Source organism: Spirochaetota bacterium (assembly GCA_038043445.1).
GTDB lineage: Bacteria > Spirochaetota > Brachyspiria > Brachyspirales > JACRPF01 > JBBTBY01.
The window spans coordinates 1-26,564 of sequence record JBBTBY010000133.1; the positions used below are offsets into that span (position 1 = coordinate 1).

The following is a 26,564-nucleotide window of genomic DNA, read 5'->3' on the forward strand; positions in this document are numbered from 1 at the left end:
CACTATACCTTCAATAGTTATCTTGCTGCAATTCCTGAAATACAAACATCCGAAACCGCCGATACCCCGCTGATCATTGCGCTCGATCCTGCTGCCGTCAAGTATCCCCCTGCCGTACACTCGGATATTCGTCGCATTAAATCCAATAAAGCATCCGTACACCACCGCACCGCCGGCAATATAGACGGTATCGCCGCTTTTCAGCTGCAGTATACCTACATCGTGAACTCCGGGGCCGAAGTATATCATATTCGGCGACTGGATCACGCGCACTTTGTCCTGAATGGGCGAACAGTAATTGCATTGATATGTATTGCAGAAAAATATTTTCCCCTTGGGCACATCCTTCTGCGCTGGATTGGGGAATAGATGCAGGGCATTATGATACCCGTTCACTTCGACCGTGACCGGGGCGATTGAGTTCAATTCAAAACTTATTTTATTGCCGTCAACGTTCGGCTTTATACCCAGCGAGAGGGGCCGTACCACCACATCGGTCACCGATTGCTGAGAGGTCACTTCGATCTTCACACTGCCGTTCATGTCCCAATAGGAGAATCCTGCCAGCTCCGTTTGTTCGAGCGGCCGCTGATAGCCCGGGAACCATTGATTGAACGGCACCGCCGACACACGGCATGCGTATATCGGCACCGGCTGGCCATCGATCTTCAATTGATACCCGTCAAATACCGGCTGACCCGCAGGCATTGAGTATAGTGTAGGACCATCATATCTTGAATTATGCGCATCCGCTGCAGCGTCGGCACTGCCGAGAGCAGCGTTTTTCAGGACAATGCCGCCCCCTTCGTCGAAATGGAGTAGGAGAACTGTATCCGCGTCGGCCGCGGGCACTTTTTCAAGCTCGAAAGAATTCAGGCATTTTTTTGTGATGCGCACCTCGTCGATAGCCCCATTGAAAAAGCCGCCGCTCTCCCCGTTATAGCCGATGCCAAGCGATACACGTACATCCTTTACTTCGCCTTTGGCTTTGTCTATTGTCTGCGTCTTAACCTCTTTCCCGTTGACGTAAATACGCGCGGTGTTTTTGCCGTCGTACGCCGCCGCGATGTGAACCCACGTGCCTTCGGGAATAACATCCGGAGCCTCGAAATTTACAAACGCTCCTATTAAGACGAAACGCACGCCCGTCCCGGAGGAACCAGTATCGATCTGGTAGGTTTTGTCTTTGCCCTTTCCGATAATGACGCTATAGGGCGTTCTTCCGCTTCGCTTCACCCACGCTTCGAGGGTAAGAGCGCCGGTAAGGCTGAGTTGTTTCTGGTCGCCGCAATCGATGCACCCCGAACTGCCGTCGAACTGCAGGGCGCCGCCGAACTTCCCCTTCACCCAAGCCGCCCCCTCATACGAGAGAGCGATGTCGTTATCAGCCGCCTTCAATCCGGCAGCGTTGAAAACGGAAGACAGTACGACCCCGATACCGACCATAAGAAGTCCTCTTGATGTTCTGTTCATACTTTTACTCCCGCCTTTGATCGCATGCACACGTAGGAACGTATCCTGCAGTAACAGTAACTCCGGCAACCCTTTCAGTCTATCACTCTTATGACAAATGGAAATAGCATGATTTTTACCTTCTTTCCCGCCGATACCGTTTCGGCGTCATGCCGGCATGGGCCTTGAACGTGCGATTGAAATATGAAATGCTGTTATACCCGACCGAGAGCGCGATATCGATCACCTGCGCGTCAGTCGTCGCCAGCATTTCACATGCTTTTTTGATGCGTGCCTCGTTGATGTATTCGGTGACGGCATAGCCGGTCTCTGCCTTGAACAGCCGCGATACATATGACGGATTCAGCGATACCATGGCCGCAAGTTCCGTTCCGGATATATATTCCGCGAGATGCGCATCGATGTAGTTCTGAACCCGCTCGATGACGGATGTGCGGGCATTCTCCCGCGACCCATTCTTCCATACATCGGAGCGTACCGCCACCCTGTACGCGCGATCGAGACAGATGAGACACATCGTGAACTGGGCCATCAATGCCTCCCGGCAACCCGTGCGCACAGCCGCATATTCTCGCACCATCGTTTCGACGGCCGCTTTCACGCCGCGGAAATTATCCGCATCAAGGTGAAGCATGATCCCGCTCTTCGCCGTACGGGAAGCCGTCATCGCACCGATCAATGGCGCGGCTGCTTTCTGCAAAGCGCTCATCCCCTTGAGGAACACGGGGGAAAAAATGATATTGGCCACGGACAGATGACGGGGCATGTCATAGCGATGATAGACGCCAGGGGGGATAATGCATACGTCGTTGCGTTTGATCCGCGTCTTCTGCGACGCCACCTTATGGATACCATTGCCGTTCGCCACAAAAACGATCTCGTAGAAATCATGGTCATGCCATTCGATGGCCTCATCATGGCTGACGTATCGAATGCTCAAGGGAAAGTCATCGGAAAAATAGTCCGCATCTCGCAGATGCGACCATGGGGTCAGGTCTTTTGACAGCACTGCCTGTCCTGATCCCCGCCGACGATGACTCATAGAGGGTAGTGTATTCCCGCTCCTCTCTATAGTCAAGTCGGTCGGGAATTACCAGAATTCCCGGATTTCCATTGCCGCTGTGATCCGGCACATCCTGTTCATCGCGGCTTGGCGTGACACATCTCTTCATGTTCGGCTCAATGGGGATATGATTTGGAAAGAGGAACTCACGCGAAGGAGCGAAGGCGCGAGGAAAGATTTAGGAAAGGATTTGGAACCGACAGTCCAATTGCATTTTGACAGCCCCAATATACTATCAATATCGAATTCAACGATATCGGCCCGATCGGCTGAGGAGCATCGATGAGCGGCACAAAGAACGACTTCCCGCGGCTGGTCGAGATAATGGCGAGACTGCGAAGCAAGAACGGATGCGACTGGGATAAAGAGCAGACCTACGACACGATACGCCCGTATCTTCTCGAAGAAACATTCGAGGTCATAGAATCGATACTCGATAAGGATATGCATGCGCTCAAGGAAGAACTCGGCGACCTGCTCCTCCAGGTCGTATTCCTCTCGCAGATTGCCGCGGATGAAAAGAAGTTCACCATCGATGACGTCATCGCCGGCATCAATGACAAGCTCATACGCCGCCACCCCCATGTGTTCGGCGAGAGCGAAGCGTCATCCACCGATGAGATACTGCGCCAATGGGAAGAGATAAAGAAGCAGGAAAAGATCGATAAGAACATCGAGCATCGCTCCGTACTCGACGGCGTGCCGAAAGTGCTGCCCGCGCTTACGCAGGCATACAAGATACAGGGCAAGGCGAAACGCGTGGGATTCGATTTCCCCGACTGGCGGGAGGCCTTTGCGAAAGTACGTGAAGAGGTGGAGGAGCTCGCGGAAGAGATGGAATCATCGCCCCCCGAGCGCATCGAAGAAGAGCTCGGCGACCTCATATTCGCGCTCGTCAATGTCGCGCGCATGCGCTCCATCGATGCCGAGGGTGCGCTCATGAAGACGAACAGGAAATTCCGTAAGCGTTTCGCGTTCATCGAGGATCATTTTGCAAAAGAGAACCGCGAGCTTTCCACGCTTACGCTCGCGGAAATGGACGCCGTCTGGGAAAAGAGCAAACTCGCCGAATAGCCGCGATACGATCATGGCACGGAGATGCGATTGACGATACGCTACGCGAAAACATCGGATGCCGGCGATGTGGAAGTCATCTGCCACACCGCATTCTGCAAAACATCGATAGACACCGATATACGGCTCTCGGCGTCCGGCGGGGATTATCTGTACCGCTATTACGCCAAACGTGCGATAGAGCATTATCCGGGCAATTGCCTCATCGCCGAACGCTCGGGGCATCTCGCAGGCTTCATTATTTTCGGAACCGACGCGGACATGGGAAAACGTATCGGAAAAAAGATCGCCAACATCATACTGCTCGCCGTCGCACCCGCAGATCAGGGGCGCGGCATAGGCTCGCGCCTCGTACGCGCCGTGCTCGAATATTTCCGCACCCATCGATTCTCGCTTATTTATGTCGGCACCGACGCGGACAATACCGCGGCACTGCGCACCTACGAGAGGAACGGCTTTCACACCGTGCTGAACTGGGGAACGTTCCGGCGTTACGGACTTCAACCGACGGATGGGGAGAACCCGCTCGATACGAAAACGCTCGACGTTGACATCGAGAAGCGATTATCCGCCTATGATATCACGCGGACGCACTCGTTCTTTTTCGACCATCATCTGCCACTGGAGAAGGTCCGCGCGCATAATCTCGCATTCATCGCACGCGAAGCGGAAAAGAAAGCGATAGCGGTATACGAGCTTCTGCATAACCGGAAGCCGGCAGGTTTCTTCTCGCTGCGCACCGACGGCTGGCTCACGGAATTCACCGGTACACGCTTCTCCCGCATCGATGACTGCCATATCGTCCCGGAATGCCGCGAGAACGCCGTCATCGTCCGTGCGGCGGTCGACCATGCGGTACGAACAACATGCGCAAGCGCCGATGTGCTCGAAGCGTGGAGCGCATTGAACCGTTTTTCCTACATCGATGGCCTTACCGCGAACGGCTTCTCATTCATTCACGCGGCGAGCGTACTCCATCTGTGGCTGTGAAACACAAGGACAATGACGACACCCCGCTCCTCCGAATACGAAATAAACATAATACGAACAAAATGCATGCGCAATCTTGACAATTATGGGTTCTGATGTAGAATCGATGCGTATCGATAACATATATCTTCATCGGAGGCGTTATGGGCTTCAGCATATTTCCCAAGGATGTAAAATTTTTTGATATGTTCGACGCGCAGGGGGCGCATCTCAAAAAAGCCGCTGCATTCTTCAAGGAAATAGCGGCGACCGGCAAATGCGACGATGTCGCCGTGCTCAAGATGCACGATATCGAGCATGAATGCGACCAGGCCACCCATGATATCATCAATGGCCTCAACCGCACGTTCATAACGCCGTTCGACCGTGAGGATATCCTTGAACTTGCGAATGAAATGGACGATGTCGTCGATATCATTTACTCGGTCACCAAACGCATGCATGTGTATAAGATCAAGGAAAAGAACAAGGACCTCCTCCTCTTCGCCGAATACATCGTGCAGGCGTCGGAATTCCTTTGCAAAGCGCTCGGCGGGCTTCGCAACGTGAAAAAAGCGACCATCATCCGCGAGGCTTGCATTGAGGTCAACCGCCTCGAGAATATGGGCGACCAGCTCAAGGACGCGGTCATCGGCGCTTATATGGAAAAGGCGAAGAACGCAATAACTTTCATCAAGTGGAAGGAGATATTCGAAGGCGCTGAAACGACGCTTGACATATGCGAGGACGTGGTGAACATCATCAGCACCATTGTCGTCAAACAGGGCTGACGCATGGAATATTTCATCGTCGGCCTCATCGCCTTTGCGCTCATCTTCGATTTCATAAACGGCTTCCATGATTCTGCGAATTCCATCGCCACGGTCGTTGCTACGCGTGTGCTGCCCCCGCAGCTCGCGGTCCTCTGGGCCGGCTTCTTCAATTTCGCTGCGCTTTTCATCTTCGGCCTTCATGTCGCAAAAACGGTCGGGAAAGGGATAGTCGATGTTTCAATACTCGACCCGAACATCATTTTTGCGACGCTGGTCGGTGCCATCGCATGGAATCTCATCACTTGGTTCTTCGGGATCCCGTCAAGCTCATCCCATGCGCTTATGGGCGGTCTCATCGGTGCAGCGCTCGTGAAGGCGGGCCCCGCTGTACTCGTCTGGGGCGGGATAATGAAGACCGTGATATTCATCTTCGTCGCCCCGATCATGGGGCTTGTATTCGGTCTTGTCCTCGGGTTCCTGGTATATCGCATCGCAAATTTCTTCACGCCAACGCAGGTGGACGGGGTATTCCGTAAAGGACAGCTATTATCCGCCGCGTTCTACAGTCTTGGCCACGGCGGGAACGACGCGCAGAAGACGATCGGCATCATCATGGGACTTCTTATCGGTTCAGGCATGATGGGGGCCAACGCGCCCGTCCCGCAATGGGTCATCATCTCTTGTTATCTCGCCATCGGTCTCGGCACCATGTTCGGAGGCTGGCGTATCGTGAAAACGATGGGGCATAAAGTGACGAAACTCCGTCCGGTGGACGGGTTCTGCGCTGAGCTCGGAGCCTCAGTCACGCTCTTCATCTCGACCACGTTCGGCATACCGGTAAGTACCACGCACACGATCACCGGTGCCATCATGGGTATCGGTACGCTCAAGCGGCTCTCGGCGGTGAAATGGAGCGTAGCAGGTCAATTGCTCTGGGCATGGGTGCTCACCATCCCCTGCGCGGGATTGATATCCGCCGGTTCATACCTCATCGTCCGGATATTCCATCACATCGTGTAATACGACAGCGAATGATGCACCCCGGCAAAGAGTGACCCCATGGCGAAACCGAAATCGACGTTCGTCTGTGCGAATTGCGGGAATGAATTCCTGCAATGGGCCGGGAAATGCCCTTCCTGCAACGAATGGAACACGCTGAAAGAACATGTCGAAGTCCCGGCGAAGGACGCATCGAAGCGCTCGTCCTCGGGGATAACGCTCACGCATATCTCCGCTGTCGAAGCCCCGATGGGAAGCCGTGTGGCGACCGGCAGTGCCGAGCTTGACCGCGTTCTCGGCGGGGGCATAGTTCCCGGATCGCTCACGCTCATCGGCGGGGAACCGGGCATCGGCAAATCGACGCTCCTCCTGCAATGCGCCGCGGCAATGGCGAAGAGAAAGCCGGTGTACTATTTCAGCGGGGAAGAATCCCCCGCGCAGATAAAGATGCGTGCGGAACGCACCGGAAGCGTCGGCGACAAGCTCTTCATCGCCGGTGAGACCAATATCAATAAGATCATCGATCGTGCGGCCGCCGATATGCCCTCGCTCATCGTCATCGATTCGCTGCAGACATTGTTCTCCGACGACATCGATTCGATACCGGGGAGCATGGCGCAGATAAAGAACGCGGCGGCAATGCTCCTCGTGCTCGCAAAAGAGAAAGGAATAACCACCTTCGTCATCGGCCATATCACCAAGGACGGAACGCTCGCAGGGCCGAAGATACTGGAACACACCGTCGATACCGTGCTCTATTTCGAGGGCGATGCCGAAGGGCAGTACCGCATCATTCGGGCGGTTAAGAACCGTTTCGGATCGGTTGACGAAATAGGCGTTTTTGAGATGCGCGAGGCGGGACTGCACGACGTTGCCGACCCGTCGGGCATATTCGCCTACGACCGCGCGCGTGACATCGGCTCGGGAACGGTGTTCGCTCCCGTCATCGAGGGAAGCCGCGTCTTCTGCGTGGAAGAGCAGGCCCTCGTCAATACGACGGTGTTCGGTTATCCGCGAAGGCTCGCGATGGGATACGAGCAGAACCGGCTCCTCATGCTCGCCGCAATACTCGAGAAACGCGCTTCACTCGCGCTCGCCAATCAGGACATACATGTGAACGTGGCGCAGGGACTTCGTGTGCGTGAGACAGCGAGCGATCTCAGCGTTGCGGTGGCGATAGCCTCATCGCTTACCGGCGTGTCCGTACCTCGGCATATCTCATGCACCGGTGAGCTCGGGCTTTCAGGGGAGATACGGAGCGTACGCTTCATCGACAGGCGCGTGCGAGAGATGAAGAAATTCGGCGTGACGAAAATGCTCGTCCCGGCGGGAAATAAAAAGGAAGCCGCTGTCGGCGATGTGGAAATAGTTCCGGTACAGACGGTACGGGAAGCGATAGAGCATATCCTGAAGGCATAATTCTATCTATTTTTTCGCCAGCTCATCCACGCTCACATGGAGCTGCAGCGCCACCAGTTTCGCGTACTCCCCGCGAAGCCCGACGAGTTCCTCATGCGAACCCGTCTCCACTATCTCCCCTTCCTTGAACACGAGTATCTTATCGGCACTGCGTATCGTTGAAAGGCGGTGCGCGATGATGAGCGTCGTCTGATTGCCGAGCATGGTCTCTATCGCCTTCTGTATCTGCCGCTCGCTCTCGGCATCGAGCGCGCTCGTTGCCTCATCGAGTATGAGTATCGCCGGCTCCCTGAGAAGCGCGCGGGCGATGGCGATGCGCTGGCGCTGACCGCCGGAGAGCGTAAAGCCGCGCTCACCGATGATGGTCTTGAACTGCTCGGGTAATTTCTCGACGAATTCAACGGCATTGGCCTTTTTCGCCGCCTCAAGCACCTCGGCGAGCGAATTGCCGCTCCGCGCGTGACGGATATTATCCTCCACCGTCCCTGTGAACAATATCGGGTCCTGCGTCACGACGCCCACATGCTGCCGCACCGTACGCATATCGAGCTCATCCACCGGCATGCCGTCGAGATACACCATGCCGTCGAGCGGGCGATAGAGACCGAGCACGAGATTGGCGAACGTGGTCTTGCCGCCGCCGGAAGCGCCGACGAGCGCCACCGTCTCACCCTTATTGATGCGCACGCTGATATGCTTGAGCACCGGGCGTTCCGGCGCGAAGCCGAAGGTCACATCCTCGAACAGGATATCGCCCTTAAGCGCCGCCACCTTGCGCTTCCCCTCGTTGAACTCGATGTCCGGCGCGGTGAGTATTTCGTTCACCGAATTCATCGACTCCGAGAATTCAAGGAAAAGATTGTACTGATTGATGATAGCGGTGACATTGCCGATGATATTGTTCGAGAACTGCGTGAACAGGAAGAGCTCGCCGATGAGAATGCGTTTCTGCACGACGGCTATGGCGAGCATGATGAGTATGGAGAACTGCAGAAGCTGCGTCATCACCGAATTGGATGCGCCGAAGAGCGCCGTACGAAAGGCGATGTTCCGGTAGCGGTGTATCACGTTCAGGTTCTTCGCGTCGACGGCGCGATGGGCATACTCCTCCGCACCGTGTACGCGGACCAGGAACGACGTCTGCAGGAACGTGGTGACCGCCTGCGACAGGTCCTCGTTCACCATGCGCCCGAGATGCTGCTGCTTCTCAAGGGTGCGCTTGAATATCCGCTGCATGATGAACACAAGCGGCAGCAACAGGAGCAGGACGAGCAGTATCTTCCAGTTCACGAGCGCAAGGACGAGAATGCTGTACAGGAGCGCCACGATGACGGCAAGCACCTGATTGAAGAGCGCATCGCCGAAGCCCTCTATCTTGTTCACGTCAACCATTATCTTCGAATAGAGGCGCCCCGTTTCCGACATGCTGTGATACTGGAGCGAAAGCATCTGGAGCTTGGTAACGATATTGTTGCGCATGTCCCGCGAGACGTTCTTGATTATCGATACCCGCGTGGTGCCGAACGCCATCCAGTACGTGACATTGATGATGCCGAAGATGAGTATGATGAATATCGAAAGATATATCTTGACCACATCGCCCGCGGGGATGTAGGTATCGACGACGAGCTTGACGATGATGGAGAACGACGCCGCCGGCACATACGCAATGGTGTAGAATATTATCGCCCAGAATATGCGCCCGCGGTAGGGCCCGAAATACTCCATGTAGGCAAGGAAATTCTTGAAAATGCCTTTATTCTCGTAGAATGTTTTTCGTTCCATGGTCTATTGCTGTGAAGCCGCCTTTAATTTCTTAAGCTCCGCATCCGCGGGGAAAAGCGTGAGCGCCGTATCGCAGATGCGCGATGCCCCCCGGCGGTCGCCCGCCCGGTATGCGGCAGCCGCAAGATTGTAGTACATGGCGCGGATATTCCTCTCAAGCACCGCATCCGGCACATCCCTGTTCCCCGCCTCGAATATCGAGAGCGCCTTCTGATAGTCCTTCTTCTCCGAATAGCGGCGCCCCCATGTCGTATAGTAGTAAACTACGTTTTGCCGCATCAATGGGTCAGCGGGGTATTCCCGGAACGCTTCTTTCGTCTTTGCTATCGCACCGGCAAAATCGTTCGTTGCCGCAGCGGTACGCGCCTGTGTCTGGTACACCTGCAGCGTAAGCGTTCTATAATCGCCCTTCGGGTCGAACACCTTCCCCTGCCGGATGATATCCATCGCCGCGGTGAACGCGTTCTTCTGCACGGCGAATATCGCGAGATTGTGGAAACAGCTTGCGATATTCTCCCGGAAGAACGTCGATCGCGGATCGATATAATATCCCTTCTTGTATTTCGGCATGTCCTTTTCGCAATCGCCCGTCGAGTGCTGCAAAAGGCTGATGCGATTGCCGTACAGGTTCGCTATGAGCGAAAGCACGCTCATTTCCTCACGCTTGGAATAATTGTTCTTCGGGACATAGACATATCGCGTTTCGTTCCTGAGCTTTTCTATTTCCTTCGACCCGGGATCGAAACCGTATTTCACCGTTGTCTCGATATCCTTATCCCCCCGCGCATCCTTCAACACACAGAACGCATGATCGGGGACCATGACGCCGTACACCGGCAGCCCCAGGTCTGCGGCAAGAAGACAATAGAGAATGCTCGCTGAAAGACAATTATACTCGCCGTTGTCCAGTATCGTATAGGCTACCGTAGCGGTCGCCTGATAGGTCTTAAGTACATTGTCATAGAGCCAGAAGAGGAGTTTTTTTCCGAGAGCGTACGGGTCTTCCCCGCGCGACGAGCCGAGGTCAGCGAGCGCTTTATCGCGAATGGCATGTATCTTCTTCTGATATGCCGTGTATTCCGCCCGTTCGCAGAGCCCCGAGGCGATGAGGAACGCATCGTATGCGGTAAAATCATCGAGTTTACCGTCGTCGATATCGGCAAAGAATGATGACTCTATCTCGGTCAATTCGGACCTGCTGAACGGGAGTATATCGGATGGGGCTGCACAAAGCCATTGTATCGAAATGCAGATCATGAGGGATGCGAGCCGCATGAAACCTCCGGCGATAGGCGATTATACGGCGGGGTATGGGTTATCGCAAGCGCGGCGCGCAACGGCAGCGCTGGGATGTAATAAAGCCCGCGCCGTGGGGTACGACGCGGGCTTCGTAGAGGAGTTGAATGAGTGCACGATACTATTTCTGGTCAAGCTCCACGTTCACCGCGGCCGTGATGAGCCCCCGCTTCACGAGAAGGAGATATGACTTCTTCACTTCCTTGACCGCCGCTTCATAATCCTTCACGCCGCTTATCGCGCGCCGGTCTATCTTGCGTATGATATCCCCCGGCTGAAGCCCCGCCTCCGCCGCCGGCGAACGCGGCTTCACCTTCGTTATGACGACACCCTTATCATCGGGGCGCAGACGCAGCTCACGCGCGATATCGGCGGTGATATCGGATACGGTTATCCCGATGCGATCGTTCGATGCCTCGGTGCCGCCGCCGTTCCCGCCGCTCGATGCGGCAAGTTTCGATTCCTCGGGGCGTTCCGCTATCTTCACGTTCATCGAGAGCGCCTTGCCGTCGCGTATCAGCTTGACGGACACCGTCTTCCCTACCGGGAGCTCCGTCACGATGCCGTAGAGATCGCCCGTGCGCTTGATCGCCTTGCCGTCGACGTCGGTGATGATATCGCCCTCGTTCATGCCGGCCTTCTCAGCGGGCGATTCCTTTATCACCGATGAAACGTATACGCCGTTGTCCTCGCCCACGCCCAGGCTCTTCGCGAGCTTCTCGTCGATGTCCTGGAAATAGACGCCGAGCCATCCGCGTGTGACCTTGCCCTTTTCGCGGAGCTGACCCATTATCTTCTTCGCAAGATTTATCGGAATCGCAAAGCCGATGCCGATATTGCCGCCGGAGGTCGAGAATATCATCGAATTGACGCCGATGACCTCGCCGTAAATATTGAAGAGCGGACCGCCGGAATTACCCGGGTTTATCGGCACGTCGATCTGGATGAAACGCTGGAATTTGTTCGCCATGGAAACATCGTTGCGCGCCTTGGAGCTCACCGTGCCGGTGGTCATGGTATTATTGAGCCCGAACGGATTGCCTATCGCGATCGCATAATCACCGAGCTCCACTTCGTCGGAATCCCCGAGCTTGACGGCCGGGAATTTCCGCCCTTTGCCTTCTATCTTGAGAAGCGCGAGATCGGAACTCTCATCGGTGCCGATTATCTTCGCCTCATAGTCCTTCGACTCATTATAAAGGCGTATGGTTATCTTTGTGGCGTTCTTGACGACATGCAGGTTCGACAGCATATACCCGTCATCATCGACGATGAAACCGCTGCCTAAGCTCCGCTGTTTCTGCTTCATCGACGGGCCAGGTCCGCCGCCGCCGCCGAAGAACTCGCGGAAAAAGTCATCGCCGAAAAAATCGGAATACGGATTGCGTACTTCCACCACCGTTTCAGTGGAGATGTTCACCACCGCCGCCATGTTCTCCCGGGCTATCTTCCTGAACACCTGCTGCACGGCGACCGCGCCCTTGAGCGCTTCGGCATCGGACATCTGCACGCGCTCTTTGGACTGTCCGTACGCGAAGAAACCGCGGCTGTTCCCGCGTTCGAACGAGAAGATGAAGAACGACAGCACCATGCCCACCAGGATGAAAAGGAGGGCTATATTCATGGTGAAGAACATTCTCGATCGTGTTGCAGCAATCATGGTCATGCTCCTGTAAGCGGGCTATGACCCGCTCCTACTGTAATAAACAGAAATAGGGACGATCGGTCAAATCCTATACGCATGAAACGACAAGGACAAGGGCTCATCCCTCGACAAGCTCGGGAACCGTGCGCCCTTGTTATCCATTTTCACGATATATTCATGCGCAGTCACCGGTACGGGGAAACCGCGCTACTGCAGATCGAAACACGCCATTTCCAGCGGACTACGCACGATGAGTTTTTTATCGACGACAATTGGCGCGGTCCAGAAATGCCAATTCTTCGTGCCCGCAGGTTTTCCGTCCTTGAACGGCTGGAATCTCCCGAGCTCGGTATATGCCGCGGGATTCGCCTCGATCATTATCACCTCGCCGGTCTTGCCGTGATGCGCTATGATGACACCGTCGATGATGATGAATCCGCCTTTCTCAATAACACCTTTGCGCCATTTCACATTCCCGGTATCGATATCCAGACAAACGACATCGTCCGGGTCGCTGCTCGCATAGATAGCGCCGTTATACAGCACCGGCGAACTGAAATGCGCCTGCACGTTCTTGTTCTCCCAGACTATCGATGCACTCTTCCCGTCCACCTTCACCAGCGCACAGCCGTGCTTGTACCCGCTCGTGATGAAAATGCGGTCATCGATGACAAGCGGAAGCGCGGCGTTCACATCATACGATGTCTCCCATGGAACGCTCCAGAGTTTCCTGCCGTTCGCATCAACGCCGGTGAGCGATTTTGCAAGAAAGAGGATGTACTGCTTTATGCCGCCGATGGTGGCGACTACCGGTGTCGCATAGCTTACCCCCTCTTCGACATCACCCTGCCATACCATCTCTCCGCTTTCCTTATTGACCGCGATGGGGTTTTTTCCGCCGCCGGGAACGATGATGACATTATCCCCGTCAATGAACGGTGAAAGTGCATATTGCCATTTCGGCAGCACACCGCCGAATTTCTTTACGATGTTCATAGCCCACACTTCCGCCCCGGTCTTCGCATCGACGCAGTAGAAGTGTCCGTACATGCTCAATCCGTATACCTTTCCATTGTTGTACGCCGGTGTCGAACGCGAAAACCCGTAATTGAACGATGCTTTTTCCGGATACGAATATTTCCAAACTTCCTTGCCGGACATATCGATGGCACGAAGCGCATCCCCTGAGCCTTCCCGGTCTATAACGTACACCATGCCGCCCGCCGCGGACGGTCCCGCGAACCCGTCATCGGAGACAGACGTGCGCCACAGCTCTTTCGGGGGATTCGCTTTCCAATCCTTTGAAATGCCGGTCTCGCCTGATATCCCGTTGCGATCGACACCACGAAACTGCGGCCAGTCGTCAGCGAAGATGAGAACAGATGTGACAATGAAAATGATGAGAACTCGCATAGATACCTCCATGACATTCGAAAGTATAGCAAACTACTGGGCGATGTCAAACGGCGGACCAGGCTCGAACTGCATTGAAACATTGAACCACCGAGCGCACAGAGAACACAGAGAAATTCGAACGAGCATGATCCAACCAGTAAACATGAGCGGCAGCAACATCCTTCTCGATCACTCTCTGTGCCCCTCGGTGAACTCTGTGGTAAAATTATTCCCTATCCGGTATTTGTTTAACGCGTTTTGATGAGAGCCCCGCCGCTGAGATGCACCGCCGAGCCCATTCTTGCCGCCACATCCTCGGCATGCGTCACCGTGATGAGCGCAAGCCCTTCCTCGCGGTTCAACTCGACGAGAAGATCGGCGATATCCGTCGCCGTTGTGCGGTCAAGCGAACCTGTCGGTTCATCGGCAAGGAGCAGTTTCGGCCGCATGATGAGCGCACGCACGATGGCCGCGCGCTGACGTTCTCCGCCCGAAATGCCCCCGGGGAGATGATCGATACGCTTCGATAATCCCACACGGTCGCAGAGCTTCCTGGCACGCGAATGGATCTCATCCGAAACACGGCGGTCGAAGGCGAGTGCGGGAAGCATGACATTCTCAAGGACGGTCAGCTGCGGCAGGAGATGATGGAGTTGGAACACAAAACCGATATCGGTGTTCCGCACGTGTGAGCGTTCTTTCTCATCCAATGAAGCGATACGCTTCCCGGCAATTATCACATCGCCAGCATCGGGCACATCGAGGGCGCCGAGGAGATTGAGCAGCGTGCTTTTCCCCGAGCCCGACGGGCCGACAACAGCGAGCGACCCCGTGCGTTCGACGGAGAGCGATACGTCGTTCAACACGGTAATGGTCCCGCCGTCGGGGGATGGATACCGCTTTACCAGATGCTCGCCGGATATGATGGATGAAGCAGCGCACATATCCCTTACTTCCCCGGTCCAAGAGTAGCAAAATCTGAAAAGGCCATATCCAGACCCTGGCTCAGGGTTGGATTGTTCATAGGAGTGCCGACTAAATCGCTTTCATACGAATACCATCCTAAAAAGACCAAACCGTTTTCCCTGGCAACTTTGGTTGTCTCATAGATGACGACAGACTTCTGGCCATCGGTGAGTCCATGAAAGGGTGCCCCGGCCCCCGTGGTCCCCCAGCCATGCTCAGTATCAGCAAGCATTTTTTCGGGAATTCCTGCCGCCGCAGCTATTTGTTTTATTTGTGCTATGCTGGATTCATAACTCCCGCCGATCGGCCCCATGGAGTCGGCCGATGTCTCATAGAGATGAAATGCCAATACGTCAAAGAACAGGCTTATGGGCTCGCCCTCTGATGTTTTAGCCTGCAGAAAAGATTCAATCCCGCATATGAGATACTGTGCCGGCGAGAAAACCAGGATTTTCGGATCGACACGCTTGGTCGCACGGTAAAGCCGCTTTTGAATGTCCGCTAATTCTGTAGCCGAACCGGAGAAGAAAAACTTATAGTCCGTTGTACAGGCATAGGGTTCATTCTCCCCTTCAACAGCCCATAAGTATTGTTTGGTATGGGAAACAAAATTGTAAACCATTAACTCATACGCTTCCAGGCTTGCAGGACCGCTTCTCCGCCCGGGAATACCGGGAAAAGGATGGGGATCTGCCTCGGTCGGGCGTTTTGCCGCCCACGTTGGAACTCCTGAGAACACCTTGATCATTTTCGCACCATGCTGCGCATGGCTGGAATACACCTGATCAATCAGAGTAAAATCCAGGGCACCGGTAATTGTGCCGTTATCTTTCCATATCTCCCAGATTCGAATCAATTGAATATCCCAGTCCCTGACGACTGAATAACGAAACGTCGGCAGCGGGGAGCCGAGCCCATTGAATACTCGATGAAAATGCATCCCCAGTGCGAACTGCCCGGCCTGCACAGTCGTGGATGCATGCGGATAGTTTACACCGCATGAAACAGACAGGAATAGAACCGCAACGGTAATAACTCCCCACCTTTTCTTCACAGCTGCTTGCTCCTGATCATTTTAAAATGGGAAGTTTATTCGTGTTCATTTGAAATTCGGGTTCTTCTGTGTCTGATAGATTATACGCGCTTGGGGGCCCGAACCTTCGGGAAAAAAACCCGGCTGACAATGCGGGAACTCCCCCGCAGCGAGGGTTATCTTTTTTCGCCCGCTGCCGTCTTGGCGCATGACATAAAGCCCGACACCGGCCATGCCGTCATGATCAAGTGCGATGTGCCGGAATATCATCAATCTGCCGTCGCTCGACCAGTCGACGACGCCTTCGGCCGTTTTGTTCCTGCTCGTGAAAAACGGCTCGGTCATATCGATCTCTTCCCCGGTGGCGACCGTGAGCAGTACGATGTGGAACGCCCCGCCCACATTGCGAAATATGCTTACGGTGGTGCAGTCCGGCGACATGCGGCAGTCATAATCACCGATGAGCAATGCCTCTCTCGGTGCGTTCTCCGGCTTTTTCGGGAACGAGATCTGCCGTGCGTCCGTGCCATCCGTGTGCATCATCCAGACGGCCTGCGATTCACCGCGTTTTTCGGGACGGGACGGGAATATGATACGATCCTTCACCTCATGCGGGTCCGACAGCACGTGCAGGGCCGATGGCGTCGGGACCTTCGTTATATTCCCCGTCGCCATGTCGTACCAATACAGCAAACACCCATCGCCGGACCGTGTCGACATGAAGACTATCCGCTTGCCGTCCGATGAAAAACTCCCGTTGCAGTTGATCTCACCGGGCACGGGACCTGCAATGGTCCTCATTTCCGTTCCATCGAGCTTCATGATGCAGAGTTCGGAATTGGCATAGTTGTTGTCCTCAATGGCGAGGCCGTTCTTGCCGAAATTGTTGTAGGTGGAGAACGTCATCCATTCCATATCCGGTGAAATGCGGGTATGCGTTATCTGCCGCTTCGGATCGGTCATTATCAGCCTGCGGTCAGTCCCGTCGACCTTCGATGCCCAGACGCTGAAATGATCGGATGTTTCGACCCTCACTTTCCGTTCTCCTGCATGACCTGCCGAGCCGATAGCGCACAGCATGAGCAGTATGCCTGTATTCCTTAAGTTCACCGATATCTCCTGCAAGAAATCCACATCGCCCTCTGCAACCTTGAGAATTTATATCATGATATTCGTATTTGTCAAACCGCTTTACATCCGCCACCTCCGGGACGACGATCCATCGATCCTTACGTTATCCCTTGCACGCGTTTTCAACGATTCTCACTGATACGCCGCATCTCATCACAGTGAACCCCGGCGAAACAAAACGCGGTGCGGTACCATATGCATTGACCGCGGGCAAATGGGCGCCGCCTACCCCGAAGTGTACGCCGCCATGGTATCCGCTGCGAAATGCAGATCAAATATCGTGAAGCGCGGGCGTATGTCAACGGCGGCTCATCGAAGCTTACGATATACGCGTTCAACGGATGCGGCCATCACCGCCACATCAAAATGCTTTTTCGCAGCACGCACGCCGGCGTTCGCGAGCCGCTCAAGCCGCTTTCGATCGCCAAGAAGGGATGCGAGCGCATCGGCGAGTTTTTGAGGCGTATTGGGCGAATAGAGCGCCCCGGCACCGGCAAGACGGATTATCTCGGGGAATGCCCCCGCTGCAGGCTGTACAACGGGCACGCCGGACGCGAACGCTTCTATAAGATATGTGCCGAACGCCTCGCCCTCCGGCACCGGCACCGAGAGCACGGTGAGCGACGACAGAAAACCATGCGGGTCATCGCGATAGGCGTCGGGAATGATATCGACGTCATCGATGCACATCGCATGGCGGAGTTTGCGCTTCATCGCCTCAACGAAATTCTTATTGTCGCCGGTAAGCCCGCCGGTAAGACGAAGCCGCGCGCGCGCGAAACGTTCGTCCTTCTTGAGGAGAATGAACGCATCGATGAGTATATCGAGGCCGAGCGACGGCGTGAGCCGTGAAAGATATCCGATGACAGGGGTATCGGGCAGCACCGAACGTTTATATGCTTTCGTCGGCACACCGATGTAGGAGACATGGAGCTTCGAGGCCGGTATCGCCAGTCGCTTCTGCATGGCGCGTCCGAACGTACGGCTCACCGCAATGAACGCATCGACATGCTTCGCCTGTTCGCGCATGACGGACCACGCTTCCTTATCGAGCGGCTTCTCCATCTCATTGACCCAGGTATCCTCGTCCTGGAGCGAGCAGACGACACGGGCTTTTGTCTTCGCCCGTATCGCCGGGGCGAGCCCGATGAGGAGCGCGTTGGAGAGATGGACGATATCGGGTTTGCCGTATTCGATGAGCCACTGCACGAGGCGGTCGAGCTCTTTCGCCTGATTCCCCGATTCCCCGCGGAGCACCGACAGCGTCATGCCCTCAAGCCCGCGTACGCGTGTGGAACCGGACTGCGAGCTTGCGAGCGACAGAATGAACGGGGCATTGAGGATGCGTTCAAGCCACGACGGCGAACGCCGGAAGATGGAGAATTTCTCCTTGAGATAGACATTGACCGCGCCGAAGAACACCGGGGTATCCGCATCTATCGGCGCACCGGCGACGGGGATATACATCGGGGCCATCATGAGATCATGCCCGCGAGCGGCAAGCTCTTTGATGAACGCACCGTCGCGAAAACAATTCTCGCAGTAGAACGTATTGCCGAAGCCCGGCACGACATACACTATCCTCATCGCTTTGCCCCCAATGCGTACACGCGCCCGTCCTCGCAGCCGATGATGATTCGCCCGTCATCCACCGCGGGCGAGCTTGTGATGCGCCCGCCGAGCTCATATGACCAAATGAGTTTCCCTGTCGCAAGCGCTATCGCATACACGGAGCCGTCCGCCGAACCGACGATGACCGTATTCGATGCTATCACCGGCGAGCTGTCAACATCGCCGCGCGTTGAAAAGGTCCATACGCGTTTACCCGAGCGTGCATCCAGGCAGTATATCTTATTATCGCGGCGCCCGGCGACGACACGCCCTGATGCCACAGCCGCCGACGCGAAGAACGGCGCGCCGTCCTCCTCACCGAACTGCCACTCGATGCGGCCCTTCGCGATATCGGCGCAGATGAGCTTGCCGCCGTAATTGCCGAAATACGCACGCGTCCCGGCGATCGCCGGCGATGACGGTATGTACGAGGAAACATCGATGGCCGCGCGCTTCTCGCCGTTATATGAAAGCACATGGAGATTCCCGTCGCAGCCGCCGAAGGCGATACGCCCGTCGCTCACCGCAGGCGCGCCGTTGATGTAATTATCCGTTTCGAATTTCCACACGACGCGGCCGTGTTGGGCATCGAAGGCATAGAGCGTATTGTCATAACAGCCTGCGACAATGAGCCCCTTCCCGCTCGCCGCATTCGCCGACCCCGCGAACTGCTCGCCGGTTGAAAATCGCCAGCGTATGCTGCCGGTGGAAAGATCGAACGCATGGAACGTACCCGCGCTGTCGCCGATATAGACACTTCCTTCATAAATAAGCGGCGGTGCATCGAAGCTGTTGCTCGAGGGATATGACCAGAGCCGCTTGCCGTTGGACACCGAAAGCGCGAACACGCCGTCCCCGCCGATGCAGACGACACCCCGTGCTATGACCGGGGAGGATACCGTCTTTTTCCCCACGACATGCGACCAGAGAATGACGGGGCGATCGGGTATCGACGACACCGCGGTGCCGGATAAGGCGCCGTCGCCGCGGAATATCGGCCATTCGGCAAAAACCAGCGCGGCTGACAATATGATAAGAAGGGAACGCATGCAAGGAGTATAATCAAGTTATCCGTGATGTCAAATTACTATCGAAGATACTTCCTGAAGAATTCGACTATCACTTCGCGAAAATCGCCGCTTTTGGAATTGATGTAGAACGTATGCGGCGCATCGTTCACTACCGTATATTGATACGGCGCACCGCGGGCCTTCATTACGGCGATAAGCTCCTCGGAATACGCTATCGGCACGGTGACGTCCTTTGTGCCGTGGAGCGTGAATACCGGAGCACTATCCTTCTTCACATGCGTTATAGGCGAGAGTAATTCGAAAAGCGATGTCTCATCCTCGGCGCGCTTGCCGATCCATCCCTCGCCGCAGCCTCGCGTACTTTTCGACAGGGGTTTTCGTATGTCGGGTACCCCGTAGAGGTTCACCGCCGCTGCTATTTTCGTGGATGTCCCGGGGTAAAGAGGCGGATCGAGCCGTTCGTCATCGCCGGTCAATGCCATGAGCATGGCGAGATGGCCGCCCGCCGAACCGCCGATGGTCCCGATATGCGCAGGATCGATATGATACTTCGCCGCGTTCACGCGCAGGAATCGTATCGCGCTTTTCACATCGTGGATATTCGTCGGCCATGACGGCGCATTTTTCGCGGAGAGGAGATAGTTCACGCTTGCAGCCACGAACCCCGCGCGGGCAAGCGTATCGCATATCTGCGTTTCGCGTTTATCCGCCTTATCGCCGCCGCTCCAGCCGCCGCCATGTATCACGAGCACGGCGGGGAAGCGCTCATCTCCCGCCTCGGGCATATAGATATCGATCTTTTCCGCCCGTTCGGGAGCAAGATAAGCAACGTTCTTTTCAACAGCGATCTTACTGAACCGCTCAAAGGACGGCTTCACCTGGGCTTGTGCAGCGGCGCCTTCCGGTATCGCCGACACGATCGCTCGAAAGCGGGCTGATGTCCCCTCGCGGATGAATTGCAGCCGCGTTTCATACCAATCCTGTTTCGACTTGCGCCGGTCCTGCAGGAATCCGATGAACGATCCGGTCACCAGAATATCGCCGCCCATCGCCGGCAGCGCAATGGACTTCATCGACACATCGTTCATGATGGTGAACTCGTCCGCTTCTATCGGCAGCGGGACCATTTTTCCATCGGCTGTCACCGCCCTCCCCTTCGCGACAGCGAGCGGCATCTTGAACGAAAGCCGCACATCGATGATATCGTCGGCAAGGTCATCGATCGTATACGACAGCTCGATACCGGCGGCGGACCTCGTCACCGTCTGCGTGAAGGGATACTGCTTTTTCGATCTGCCCGCCGTGATAATGCCGTTGATCGCGAACGATGACGCATCGGTCTTCGGATATCCCGGATCGCGCTTTACCGATGCGGCGTTTTGCATCGTCGGCACATTGCCTGTTTCACTTATCACCATCTCGACGGCGACATCGTTGAATTTCATATCACCCGTATCGTTGATGGAAAGTCCGGCGACGCCATCGATGACGGCGCTCATAAGCGGTAACGCGCAGAGCAGAAAAATGATCGTACGCATGTATGCACTCCCGATATCATGGATGTATTATACCCTCCGCGTGTCATCGTGCAAGCATCATGCACATCTAAAGTGCCGTATAAGAATTTACGAACAAACCACAGAGAAATAGAAGAAGAGAGCACAGAGAGAAAAAACCACCCGTTGGGTAAAAACCAAAAACCCACTATTCCTCTCTGTGTTCTCTGTTTTTCCTCTGTGGTTGCATTTGTCTTACATAGTACCGGAGAAGCATCGCTGTCTTGCTTTTTCACCATTGGTGCGATAGTATCATTGCATGCAAAAAACGTTCTACATAACGACGCCGATATATTATCCGTCCAATTATCTGCACGTCGGCCACTGCTATACCACGGTAGCGGCCGATGTCATGGCGCGCTACAAACGCCTTACCGGACACGACGTATTCTTCCTCACCGGCACCGACGAGCATGGCGAAAAGATAGCGACGAAGGCGAAAGAGAACGGGCTTACGCCGCAGGAGCATGTCGACAAGATCAATGTCTGGATAAAGGCGCTCTGGAGACGGCTTGACATATCCTATGACCACTTCATCCGCACTACGGACGACTCGCACAAGAGATCGGTCACCGCGATATTCCAGAAGCTCTACGATCAGGGCGACATCTACAAGGGCACCTACGAAGGGCTTTACTGCGTCTCGGAAGAGGCGTATTTCACCGAATCGCAGGCGGTCAAGCGTGACGGCAAATTCTTCTGCCCCTCCGACGACTGCGGCAACGAACTGATACGCCGCACCGAAGAGGCGTATTTCCTCAAGCTGTCGAAGTATGCCGATTGGCTCTTGAAGTATTACGAGGAACATCCGGAATTCCTCGAGCCGCGCGAACGCGTGAACGAGATGGTGAACAACTTTCTCAAGCCGGGGCTCTCCGATCTCGCCGTATCGCGCACCAATCTTTCCTGGGGCATACCGGTGCCGTTCGACCCGAAGCACACCATCTATGTCTGGATCGATGCCCTCTCGAACTACATCACCGGCCTCGGCTACGCATCTTCGGACGATGCGCTCTTCAGGAAATTCTGGCCCGCGGACGTCCATCTCATGGCAAAAGAGATCGTGCGTTTCCATGCCATCATCTGGCCGATAACGCTCAAGATGCTCGGCGTTCCGCTCCCCAAAAAGATATACGGTCACGGCTGGATACTCTTCGAGGGCGGCAAGATGGCGAAAAGCAAAGGGAATGTCGTCGACCCGAACGTGCTCGCCGACCGCTACGGCATCGATGCGATACGCCACTTCCTCATGCGCGAGATGACGTTCGGCTACGACGGTCACTACACGCAGGAGGCGTTCTTGAAGCGCTTCAACGCCGATCTCGCCAACGACCTCGGCAATCTCTGGCATCGCACGACGACCATCGTTGAAAGCGCGTTCGGGGGAAAGCTCCCCGCTTTCGATGCGAAGAAGCTCACCGATGCGGAGCGGACACTTGTTGATAAAGCGCTTGCATTGGCATCCTCGGTCGAAGAGAAGCTCGAGAAATTGCAGTTCTCAGACGCACTTGTCGCTGTATGGGACGTCATAAGCGAAGCGAACCGCTATGTCGCCGGAGAAGCGCCGTGGAAAATGGCGAAGGACGCATCCCGCACGGAAGACCTTTCACGCGTCATCGTTACCGCCATGGAAACACTTCGCATCGTCATGACGCTGCTTTCACCCTTTCTTGTGGAGACCGCGAAAAAAGTATTCGAACGAATGTCATATACGCCGCACTGGGATGATGCACGGAAATTCGGCGTGCTTGCCGCCGGCACGGCGATCACCCGCGGGGAACCGCTCTTTGCGCGCGTCGAGATCGAGAAGGAACTGGCGCGGGACGCAAAACCGGAAAAAGCCGCGTCGAAGGAAAAGAAAATGGAAAAAGCACCGGCCATGGACGGCACGATAACCTATGATGATTTCAAGAAGCTCACGCTCCTCGTGGCAGAGGTGCTCGAGGCAAAACGCGTCGAGGGCTCGGAAAAACTGATACACATGACCATCGATATCGGCACGGAAAAGCGGAGCGTCGTGGGCGGGCTTTATCCGCATTACACGCCGGAAACGCTTATCGGCAAACGCGTTGTCTTCCTCGCCAATCTCGCGCCGCGTAAGCTCATGGGGATAGAATCGCAGGGGATGGTGCTCGCAGCAGGCGGGGAAACACTATCGCTCCTTACGCCCGATAAGGATATGTCGATCGGAACACGGATAAGCTGATGAATACCCATCGCATGCTGTTATTCTGTATCGCGGCGATACTCTTCGGGTTCGCACCGCCTCCGCCCAAGGGCGCACTTGCCGGTGTCGTCGAGATGGACGGCACGCCGTTCGATAATGTCCTCATCTTTCTCGATGAGAACAATTACCGCAAGCTCGACTGGAATTCAGGAAGATTCCTCATGGAGAAAGTGCCCTCGGGCGTCTATACGCTCAAGGTGCTTATCGCCGATTCTTCGCGCGGTCATTATGCGTTCGAATTCCCCCGATTCACCGTTCTGCCGAACACGATAACGACGATACCGTCCCTGCCGTTCACGAACGCAAAATGCAGACGCACGGAATCGCCGATACCGACCGTCTATCGTCACCGCTACTGGATAGAGCTCATACGGTTCAATCTCGATGACCCCAATATACGCAATGTACAGATCGAGAAACCGTTCATCATCTTCGGCGGGTATGACTGGCAGAAGGATATCGATGATGTAGCACGAGATCTTGTGAAACACTACGGGAACAATCCCGTGTATAACAATTACATCACGGTTGAAGGGCATGCCAGCACGAACGAGATGGGCGGCAGCGCGGCGCGCATCAGGGAGCTTGCCCGCGAACGGGCGAAAAGTGTCGTCAATTACATATCGCAGAACTATCACGTCGACCGCGACCGCTTCCTCATCTTCAGCCGCGGCGCCGATGATATGAAGAACGCAGGCGACCCCATGAACGGCGAGAACCGCCGTGTTGTCGTGTCGTATGACCTTCTCTACTGACCGACGATAATATCCATGCGCACCTCGACGCTCTACTCCCTCATGCTCATCCTCATCGCGGTGCTCTGCATCGTGCTCTCGCGCATCATCGATCTGTCGCCGCCGCGCACCGGCGAACGCACGAACACCGCCGCGACGAATGCGCTCACCGCCCCCGATGACACCCCGCGCATCGCCATTGTCATCGACGATTGCGGCGCACAGCGTACATACGAAGAACGATATCTCGCTCTTTCACCGGACATCGTATTCGCCGTTCTGCCGGAAGGCGCGTATGCATCGCGCTTCGCGGGCACGCTCGCACAGCGGGGGTATGAATACATCGTTCACATGCCGATGGAACCGCATGATGAGAACGAAGTACGCGGCATGCACTATCTCACGGTCAGCAATGATGCCAAAGCCGTGAAGATATCACTTGAGAAGGCATTCACCGCCGTCCGCGGCGCCCGCGGCATGAACAATCACACCGGCTCGCGGTTCACGGAAGAAAAGACATCGCTCGTTGCGGTGGCCGATTTCTGCAGGGAACGCGGCGTCTATTTCCTCGATTCACGGACATCGATAAAGAGCGCCGCGTATGATGTCATGCGCGACATGCACATACCCGCCGCCAAGCGCGACATCTTCCTCGACGACACGCGCACCGTCCGCGCGATACGTGAACGTTTCAACGCGCTCATCGCCCGTGCGAAACGCCAAGGCAGCGCCATAGCCATCGGCCATTATACATCGGAGATGACGCTTGCCGTGCTCGCCGAAGAGCTGCCGCGCCTAACCGAACACGGCGTACGCCTCGTGCGGCTCTCGGAGCTCGTACAATGACGATACTCGGCATTGACACCTCATGCGACGACACCTCCGTCGCGATAGTCGACGACGGCACCACTGTGCGCGCATCGCTCTTAAGCTCGCAGGTGGATGTACACGCGCTTTACGACGGTGTCGTACCCGAACTTGCGGCGCGAAAACATCTCGAAGCGATAATGCTCCTCATCGACGGCGCATTGAAAACAGCGAACGTTCGCCTCGATGATATCGATGCGATTGCGGTGACCAATCGCCCCGGCCTCATCGGCTCGCTCCTTGTCGGTGTGGGTGCGGCGAAAGCGCTTGCGTTCACGCTCAAAAAACCGCTCATACCCATTAATCATATCTCCGCTCATATCTATTCGGTACACCTTTCGCATACGCTCGCCTTCCCCTACATCGCCCTCGTCGTTTCGGGCGGGCATACGCTTATCTGCGAAGTGACGGATCACGACATCTACGCCGTCATCGGCACCACCATCGATGATGCCGTGGGTGAAGCGTACGATAAAATAGCGAAGTTCTACAAACTCGGCTTCCCTGGCGGCCCTATCGTCGATAAACTTGCCGCCCTCGGCGATGAGAACGCCATCGCCTATCCGCGGCCGAAAGTGGCGGGGAAACATCGATTCGATTTCTCCTACAGCGGGCTTAAGACCGCCGTGGTATATCAGACCGAACAATTCCTCCGCGAAGGAAAAACCGCGACCATGGAAAATATCTGCGCCTCCTTCCAGAAAAGCGCGGTGGGCGTGCTCTACGACAAGGTCACCGCCTATGCGCGCGAAAGCGGCATCCGCACCGTCGGCATTTCCGGCGGCGTTGCGGCGAACAGCTATCTCAGAAAACTATTCTCCGAAAGCCGCGAGATATCGGCGCATCTCCCCGAGCGGAAATACACCACGGACAATGCGGCGATGGTCGCCGGGCTTGGATATCATCTCGCCGGGCGGGCGGCGTACGATGATCATAATATTCCTTGTGCGTCGAGGGTGATAGAGAAAAGAAGGTAGGCGCCGCACCGATGAAGATGGGGCGTTTTTCTCTGCACTTCGCGGCGGGGCATTGCCTCGAAAGACGTCCTCGGCTTCCTGCCTCGGACTCGCCGCAGTGCTCGCAGCTGCTACTGGCAAAAGTGTTCGATGAATAATAATGATCTCATGCATTAAATTGCTGAATACATCCATGTAGTGCTCGCACCAGGCGCTTTCTCGGCAACGCCCCGCCGCTTCGTGCATGAAAAAACGTTGTTGATAGGGAAAAGACCGTGAATTATCGCTGATTGTAGGGGGATTTTTGAGATTTTCACTTCGGCAAGCGTGCTCCGATTTGCACAACACTGTGCGGGGATGTCGGCAACCGTGCGCCATGGAGGGCGCAGGTGGCGCGAGGCAGGATGCCGATTTGCGCCATGCTGTGCGGGACATCGGCAACCGTGCGCCATGGAGGGCGCAGGTGGCGCGAGCCTGGAGGGCGATTTGCGCCACACTGTGCGGGACATCGGCAGCACTGTGCGGGACATCGGCAGCACTGTGCGGGACATCGGCAGCACT

21 protein-coding genes are annotated in these 26,564 nt (G+C 55.5%); 9 read left to right on the forward strand and 12 right to left on the reverse strand.

Going from position 1 to position 26,564, the window contains the following annotated elements:
* Positions 1-1,473 (reverse strand): LamG domain-containing protein (locus AABZ39_17775; protein MEK6796630.1); only part of this gene is annotated, 1,473 nt, incomplete at its 3' end.
* 115 nt (positions 1,474-1,588) lie between these two features.
* The gene (locus AABZ39_17780) at positions 1,589-2,482 is read right to left on the reverse strand and encodes an AraC family transcriptional regulator (protein ID MEK6796631.1); all 894 of its coding nucleotides are present in this window, start codon (positions 2,480-2,482) and stop codon (positions 1,589-1,591) included.
* Positions 2,483-2,818: 336 nt separating this feature from the next.
* Here AABZ39_17780 and mazG point away from each other — a divergent pair, with 336 nt between their 5' ends.
* From mazG to radA, 5 genes are all read left to right on the forward strand, one after another.
* Positions 2,819-3,610: a nucleoside triphosphate pyrophosphohydrolase gene (mazG, locus tag AABZ39_17785; protein ID MEK6796632.1), complete on the forward strand. Its 792-nt coding sequence runs from the start codon at positions 2,819-2,821 to the stop codon at positions 3,608-3,610.
* Between the two features lie 30 nt (positions 3,611-3,640).
* Positions 3,641-4,600 carry a GNAT family N-acetyltransferase gene (locus tag AABZ39_17790; GenBank protein ID MEK6796633.1) on the forward strand — a complete coding sequence of 320 codons (960 nt, stop codon included), beginning with the start codon at positions 3,641-3,643 and terminating at the stop codon, positions 4,598-4,600.
* A gap of 143 nt (positions 4,601-4,743) precedes the next feature.
* Complete coding sequence (locus AABZ39_17795) at positions 4,744-5,370, forward strand: DUF47 family protein (GenBank protein ID MEK6796634.1); 627 nt, start codon at positions 4,744-4,746, stop codon at positions 5,368-5,370.
* A 3-nt stretch (positions 5,371-5,373) separates the two neighbouring features.
* Entirely contained in the window at positions 5,374-6,372 is a 999-nt protein-coding gene (locus tag AABZ39_17800; protein ID MEK6796635.1) for an inorganic phosphate transporter, read from the forward strand.
* A gap of 39 nt (positions 6,373-6,411) precedes the next feature.
* Entirely contained in the window at positions 6,412-7,770 is a 1,359-nt protein-coding gene (radA, locus tag AABZ39_17805) for a DNA repair protein RadA (GenBank protein MEK6796636.1), read from the forward strand.
* A gap of 6 nt (positions 7,771-7,776) precedes the next feature.
* Here radA and AABZ39_17810 read toward each other — a convergent pair whose 3' ends face one another.
* The 10 genes from AABZ39_17810 to AABZ39_17855 all read right to left on the reverse strand — a co-directional run bounded on the left by AABZ39_17810 (position 7,777) and on the right by AABZ39_17855 (position 21,201).
* Positions 7,777-9,555 (reverse strand): ABC transporter ATP-binding protein, encoded by a 1,779-nt coding sequence (locus tag AABZ39_17810; GenBank protein MEK6796637.1) that lies wholly within the window; start codon positions 9,553-9,555, stop codon positions 7,777-7,779.
* A gap of 3 nt (positions 9,556-9,558) precedes the next feature.
* Positions 9,559-10,830, reverse strand: a complete 1,272-nt coding sequence (locus tag AABZ39_17815; protein ID MEK6796638.1) for a hypothetical protein — start codon at positions 10,828-10,830, stop codon at positions 9,559-9,561.
* Between the two features lie 142 nt (positions 10,831-10,972).
* On the reverse strand, positions 10,973-12,511 hold the full coding sequence (locus tag AABZ39_17820; GenBank protein MEK6796639.1) for a Do family serine endopeptidase: 1,539 nt from the start codon (positions 12,509-12,511) through the stop codon (positions 10,973-10,975).
* Positions 12,512-12,703: 192 nt separating this feature from the next.
* Positions 12,704-13,909, reverse strand: a complete 1,206-nt coding sequence (locus AABZ39_17825; GenBank protein ID MEK6796640.1) for a PQQ-binding-like beta-propeller repeat protein — start codon at positions 13,907-13,909, stop codon at positions 12,704-12,706.
* A gap of 230 nt (positions 13,910-14,139) precedes the next feature.
* Positions 14,140-14,835, reverse strand: a complete 696-nt coding sequence (locus tag AABZ39_17830) for an ABC transporter ATP-binding protein (GenBank protein MEK6796641.1) — start codon at positions 14,833-14,835, stop codon at positions 14,140-14,142.
* A gap of 5 nt (positions 14,836-14,840) precedes the next feature.
* The gene (locus tag AABZ39_17835) at positions 14,841-15,911 is read right to left on the reverse strand and encodes a hypothetical protein (protein MEK6796642.1); all 1,071 of its coding nucleotides are present in this window, start codon (positions 15,909-15,911) and stop codon (positions 14,841-14,843) included.
* A gap of 45 nt (positions 15,912-15,956) precedes the next feature.
* Positions 15,957-17,000: a hypothetical protein gene (locus AABZ39_17840; GenBank protein ID MEK6796643.1), complete on the reverse strand. Its 1,044-nt coding sequence runs from the start codon at positions 16,998-17,000 to the stop codon at positions 15,957-15,959.
* A 330-nt stretch (positions 17,001-17,330) separates the two neighbouring features.
* Positions 17,331-18,608 carry a glycosyltransferase family 4 protein gene (locus tag AABZ39_17845; GenBank protein ID MEK6796644.1) on the reverse strand — a complete coding sequence of 426 codons (1,278 nt, stop codon included), beginning with the start codon at positions 18,606-18,608 and terminating at the stop codon, positions 17,331-17,333.
* Entirely contained in the window at positions 18,605-19,681 is a 1,077-nt protein-coding gene (locus tag AABZ39_17850) for a PQQ-binding-like beta-propeller repeat protein (protein ID MEK6796645.1), read from the reverse strand. Before AABZ39_17850 ends, AABZ39_17845 begins: the two co-directional genes overlap by 4 nt.
* A gap of 38 nt (positions 19,682-19,719) precedes the next feature.
* Positions 19,720-21,201 (reverse strand): alpha/beta hydrolase, encoded by a 1,482-nt coding sequence (locus tag AABZ39_17855; protein ID MEK6796646.1) that lies wholly within the window; start codon positions 21,199-21,201, stop codon positions 19,720-19,722.
* Positions 21,202-21,478: 277 nt separating this feature from the next.
* Here AABZ39_17855 and metG point away from each other — a divergent pair, with 277 nt between their 5' ends.
* From metG to tsaD, 4 genes are read left to right on the forward strand one after another with little or no spacing between them, the layout of a single operon-like run.
* Positions 21,479-23,425, forward strand: coding sequence for a methionine--tRNA ligase (gene metG / locus AABZ39_17860; protein MEK6796647.1), 1,947 nt, complete (start codon positions 21,479-21,481; stop codon positions 23,423-23,425).
* Positions 23,425-24,201, forward strand: coding sequence for an OmpA family protein (locus AABZ39_17865; protein ID MEK6796648.1), 777 nt, complete (start codon positions 23,425-23,427; stop codon positions 24,199-24,201). Before metG ends, AABZ39_17865 begins: the two co-directional genes overlap by 1 nt.
* 15 nt (positions 24,202-24,216) lie before the next feature.
* Entirely contained in the window at positions 24,217-25,026 is an 810-nt protein-coding gene (locus tag AABZ39_17870) for a divergent polysaccharide deacetylase family protein (protein ID MEK6796649.1), read from the forward strand.
* Complete coding sequence (gene tsaD, locus AABZ39_17875; protein ID MEK6796650.1) at positions 25,023-26,024, forward strand: tRNA (adenosine(37)-N6)-threonylcarbamoyltransferase complex transferase subunit TsaD; 1,002 nt, start codon at positions 25,023-25,025, stop codon at positions 26,022-26,024. Before AABZ39_17870 ends, tsaD begins: the two co-directional genes overlap by 4 nt.
* The last annotated feature ends 540 nt before the right edge of the window (positions 26,025-26,564 follow it).

Excerpts from the sequence above, each read along its gene's own strand:
- mazG (MEK6796632.1), top strand. The coding sequence starts at position 2,819 with ATGAGCGGCACAAAGAACGACTTCCCGCGGCTGGTCGAGATAATGGCG.
- AABZ39_17795 (MEK6796634.1), top strand. The coding sequence starts at position 4,744 with ATGGGCTTCAGCATATTTCCCAAGGATGTAAAATTTTTTGATATGTTC.
- AABZ39_17800 (MEK6796635.1), top strand. The coding sequence starts at position 5,374 with ATGGAATATTTCATCGTCGGCCTCATCGCCTTTGCGCTCATCTTCGAT.
- radA (MEK6796636.1), top strand. The coding sequence starts at position 6,412 with ATGGCGAAACCGAAATCGACGTTCGTCTGTGCGAATTGCGGGAATGAA.
- AABZ39_17810 (MEK6796637.1), bottom strand. The coding sequence starts at position 9,555 with ATGGAACGAAAAACATTCTACGAGAATAAAGGCATTTTCAAGAATTTC.
- AABZ39_17815 (MEK6796638.1), bottom strand. The coding sequence starts at position 10,830 with ATGCGGCTCGCATCCCTCATGATCTGCATTTCGATACAATGGCTTTGT.
- AABZ39_17820 (MEK6796639.1), bottom strand. The coding sequence starts at position 12,511 with ATGATTGCTGCAACACGATCGAGAATGTTCTTCACCATGAATATAGCC.
- AABZ39_17825 (MEK6796640.1), bottom strand. The coding sequence starts at position 13,909 with ATGCGAGTTCTCATCATTTTCATTGTCACATCTGTTCTCATCTTCGCT.
- AABZ39_17830 (MEK6796641.1), bottom strand. The coding sequence starts at position 14,835 with ATGTGCGCTGCTTCATCCATCATATCCGGCGAGCATCTGGTAAAGCGG.
- AABZ39_17845 (MEK6796644.1), bottom strand. The coding sequence starts at position 18,608 with ATGAGGATAGTGTATGTCGTGCCGGGCTTCGGCAATACGTTCTACTGC.
- AABZ39_17850 (MEK6796645.1), bottom strand. The coding sequence starts at position 19,681 with ATGCGTTCCCTTCTTATCATATTGTCAGCCGCGCTGGTTTTTGCCGAA.
- AABZ39_17855 (MEK6796646.1), bottom strand. The coding sequence starts at position 21,201 with ATGCGTACGATCATTTTTCTGCTCTGCGCGTTACCGCTTATGAGCGCC.
- metG (MEK6796647.1), top strand. The coding sequence starts at position 21,479 with ATGCAAAAAACGTTCTACATAACGACGCCGATATATTATCCGTCCAAT.
- AABZ39_17865 (MEK6796648.1), top strand. The coding sequence starts at position 23,425 with ATGAATACCCATCGCATGCTGTTATTCTGTATCGCGGCGATACTCTTC.
- AABZ39_17870 (MEK6796649.1), top strand. The coding sequence starts at position 24,217 with ATGCGCACCTCGACGCTCTACTCCCTCATGCTCATCCTCATCGCGGTG.
- tsaD (MEK6796650.1), top strand. The coding sequence starts at position 25,023 with ATGACGATACTCGGCATTGACACCTCATGCGACGACACCTCCGTCGCG.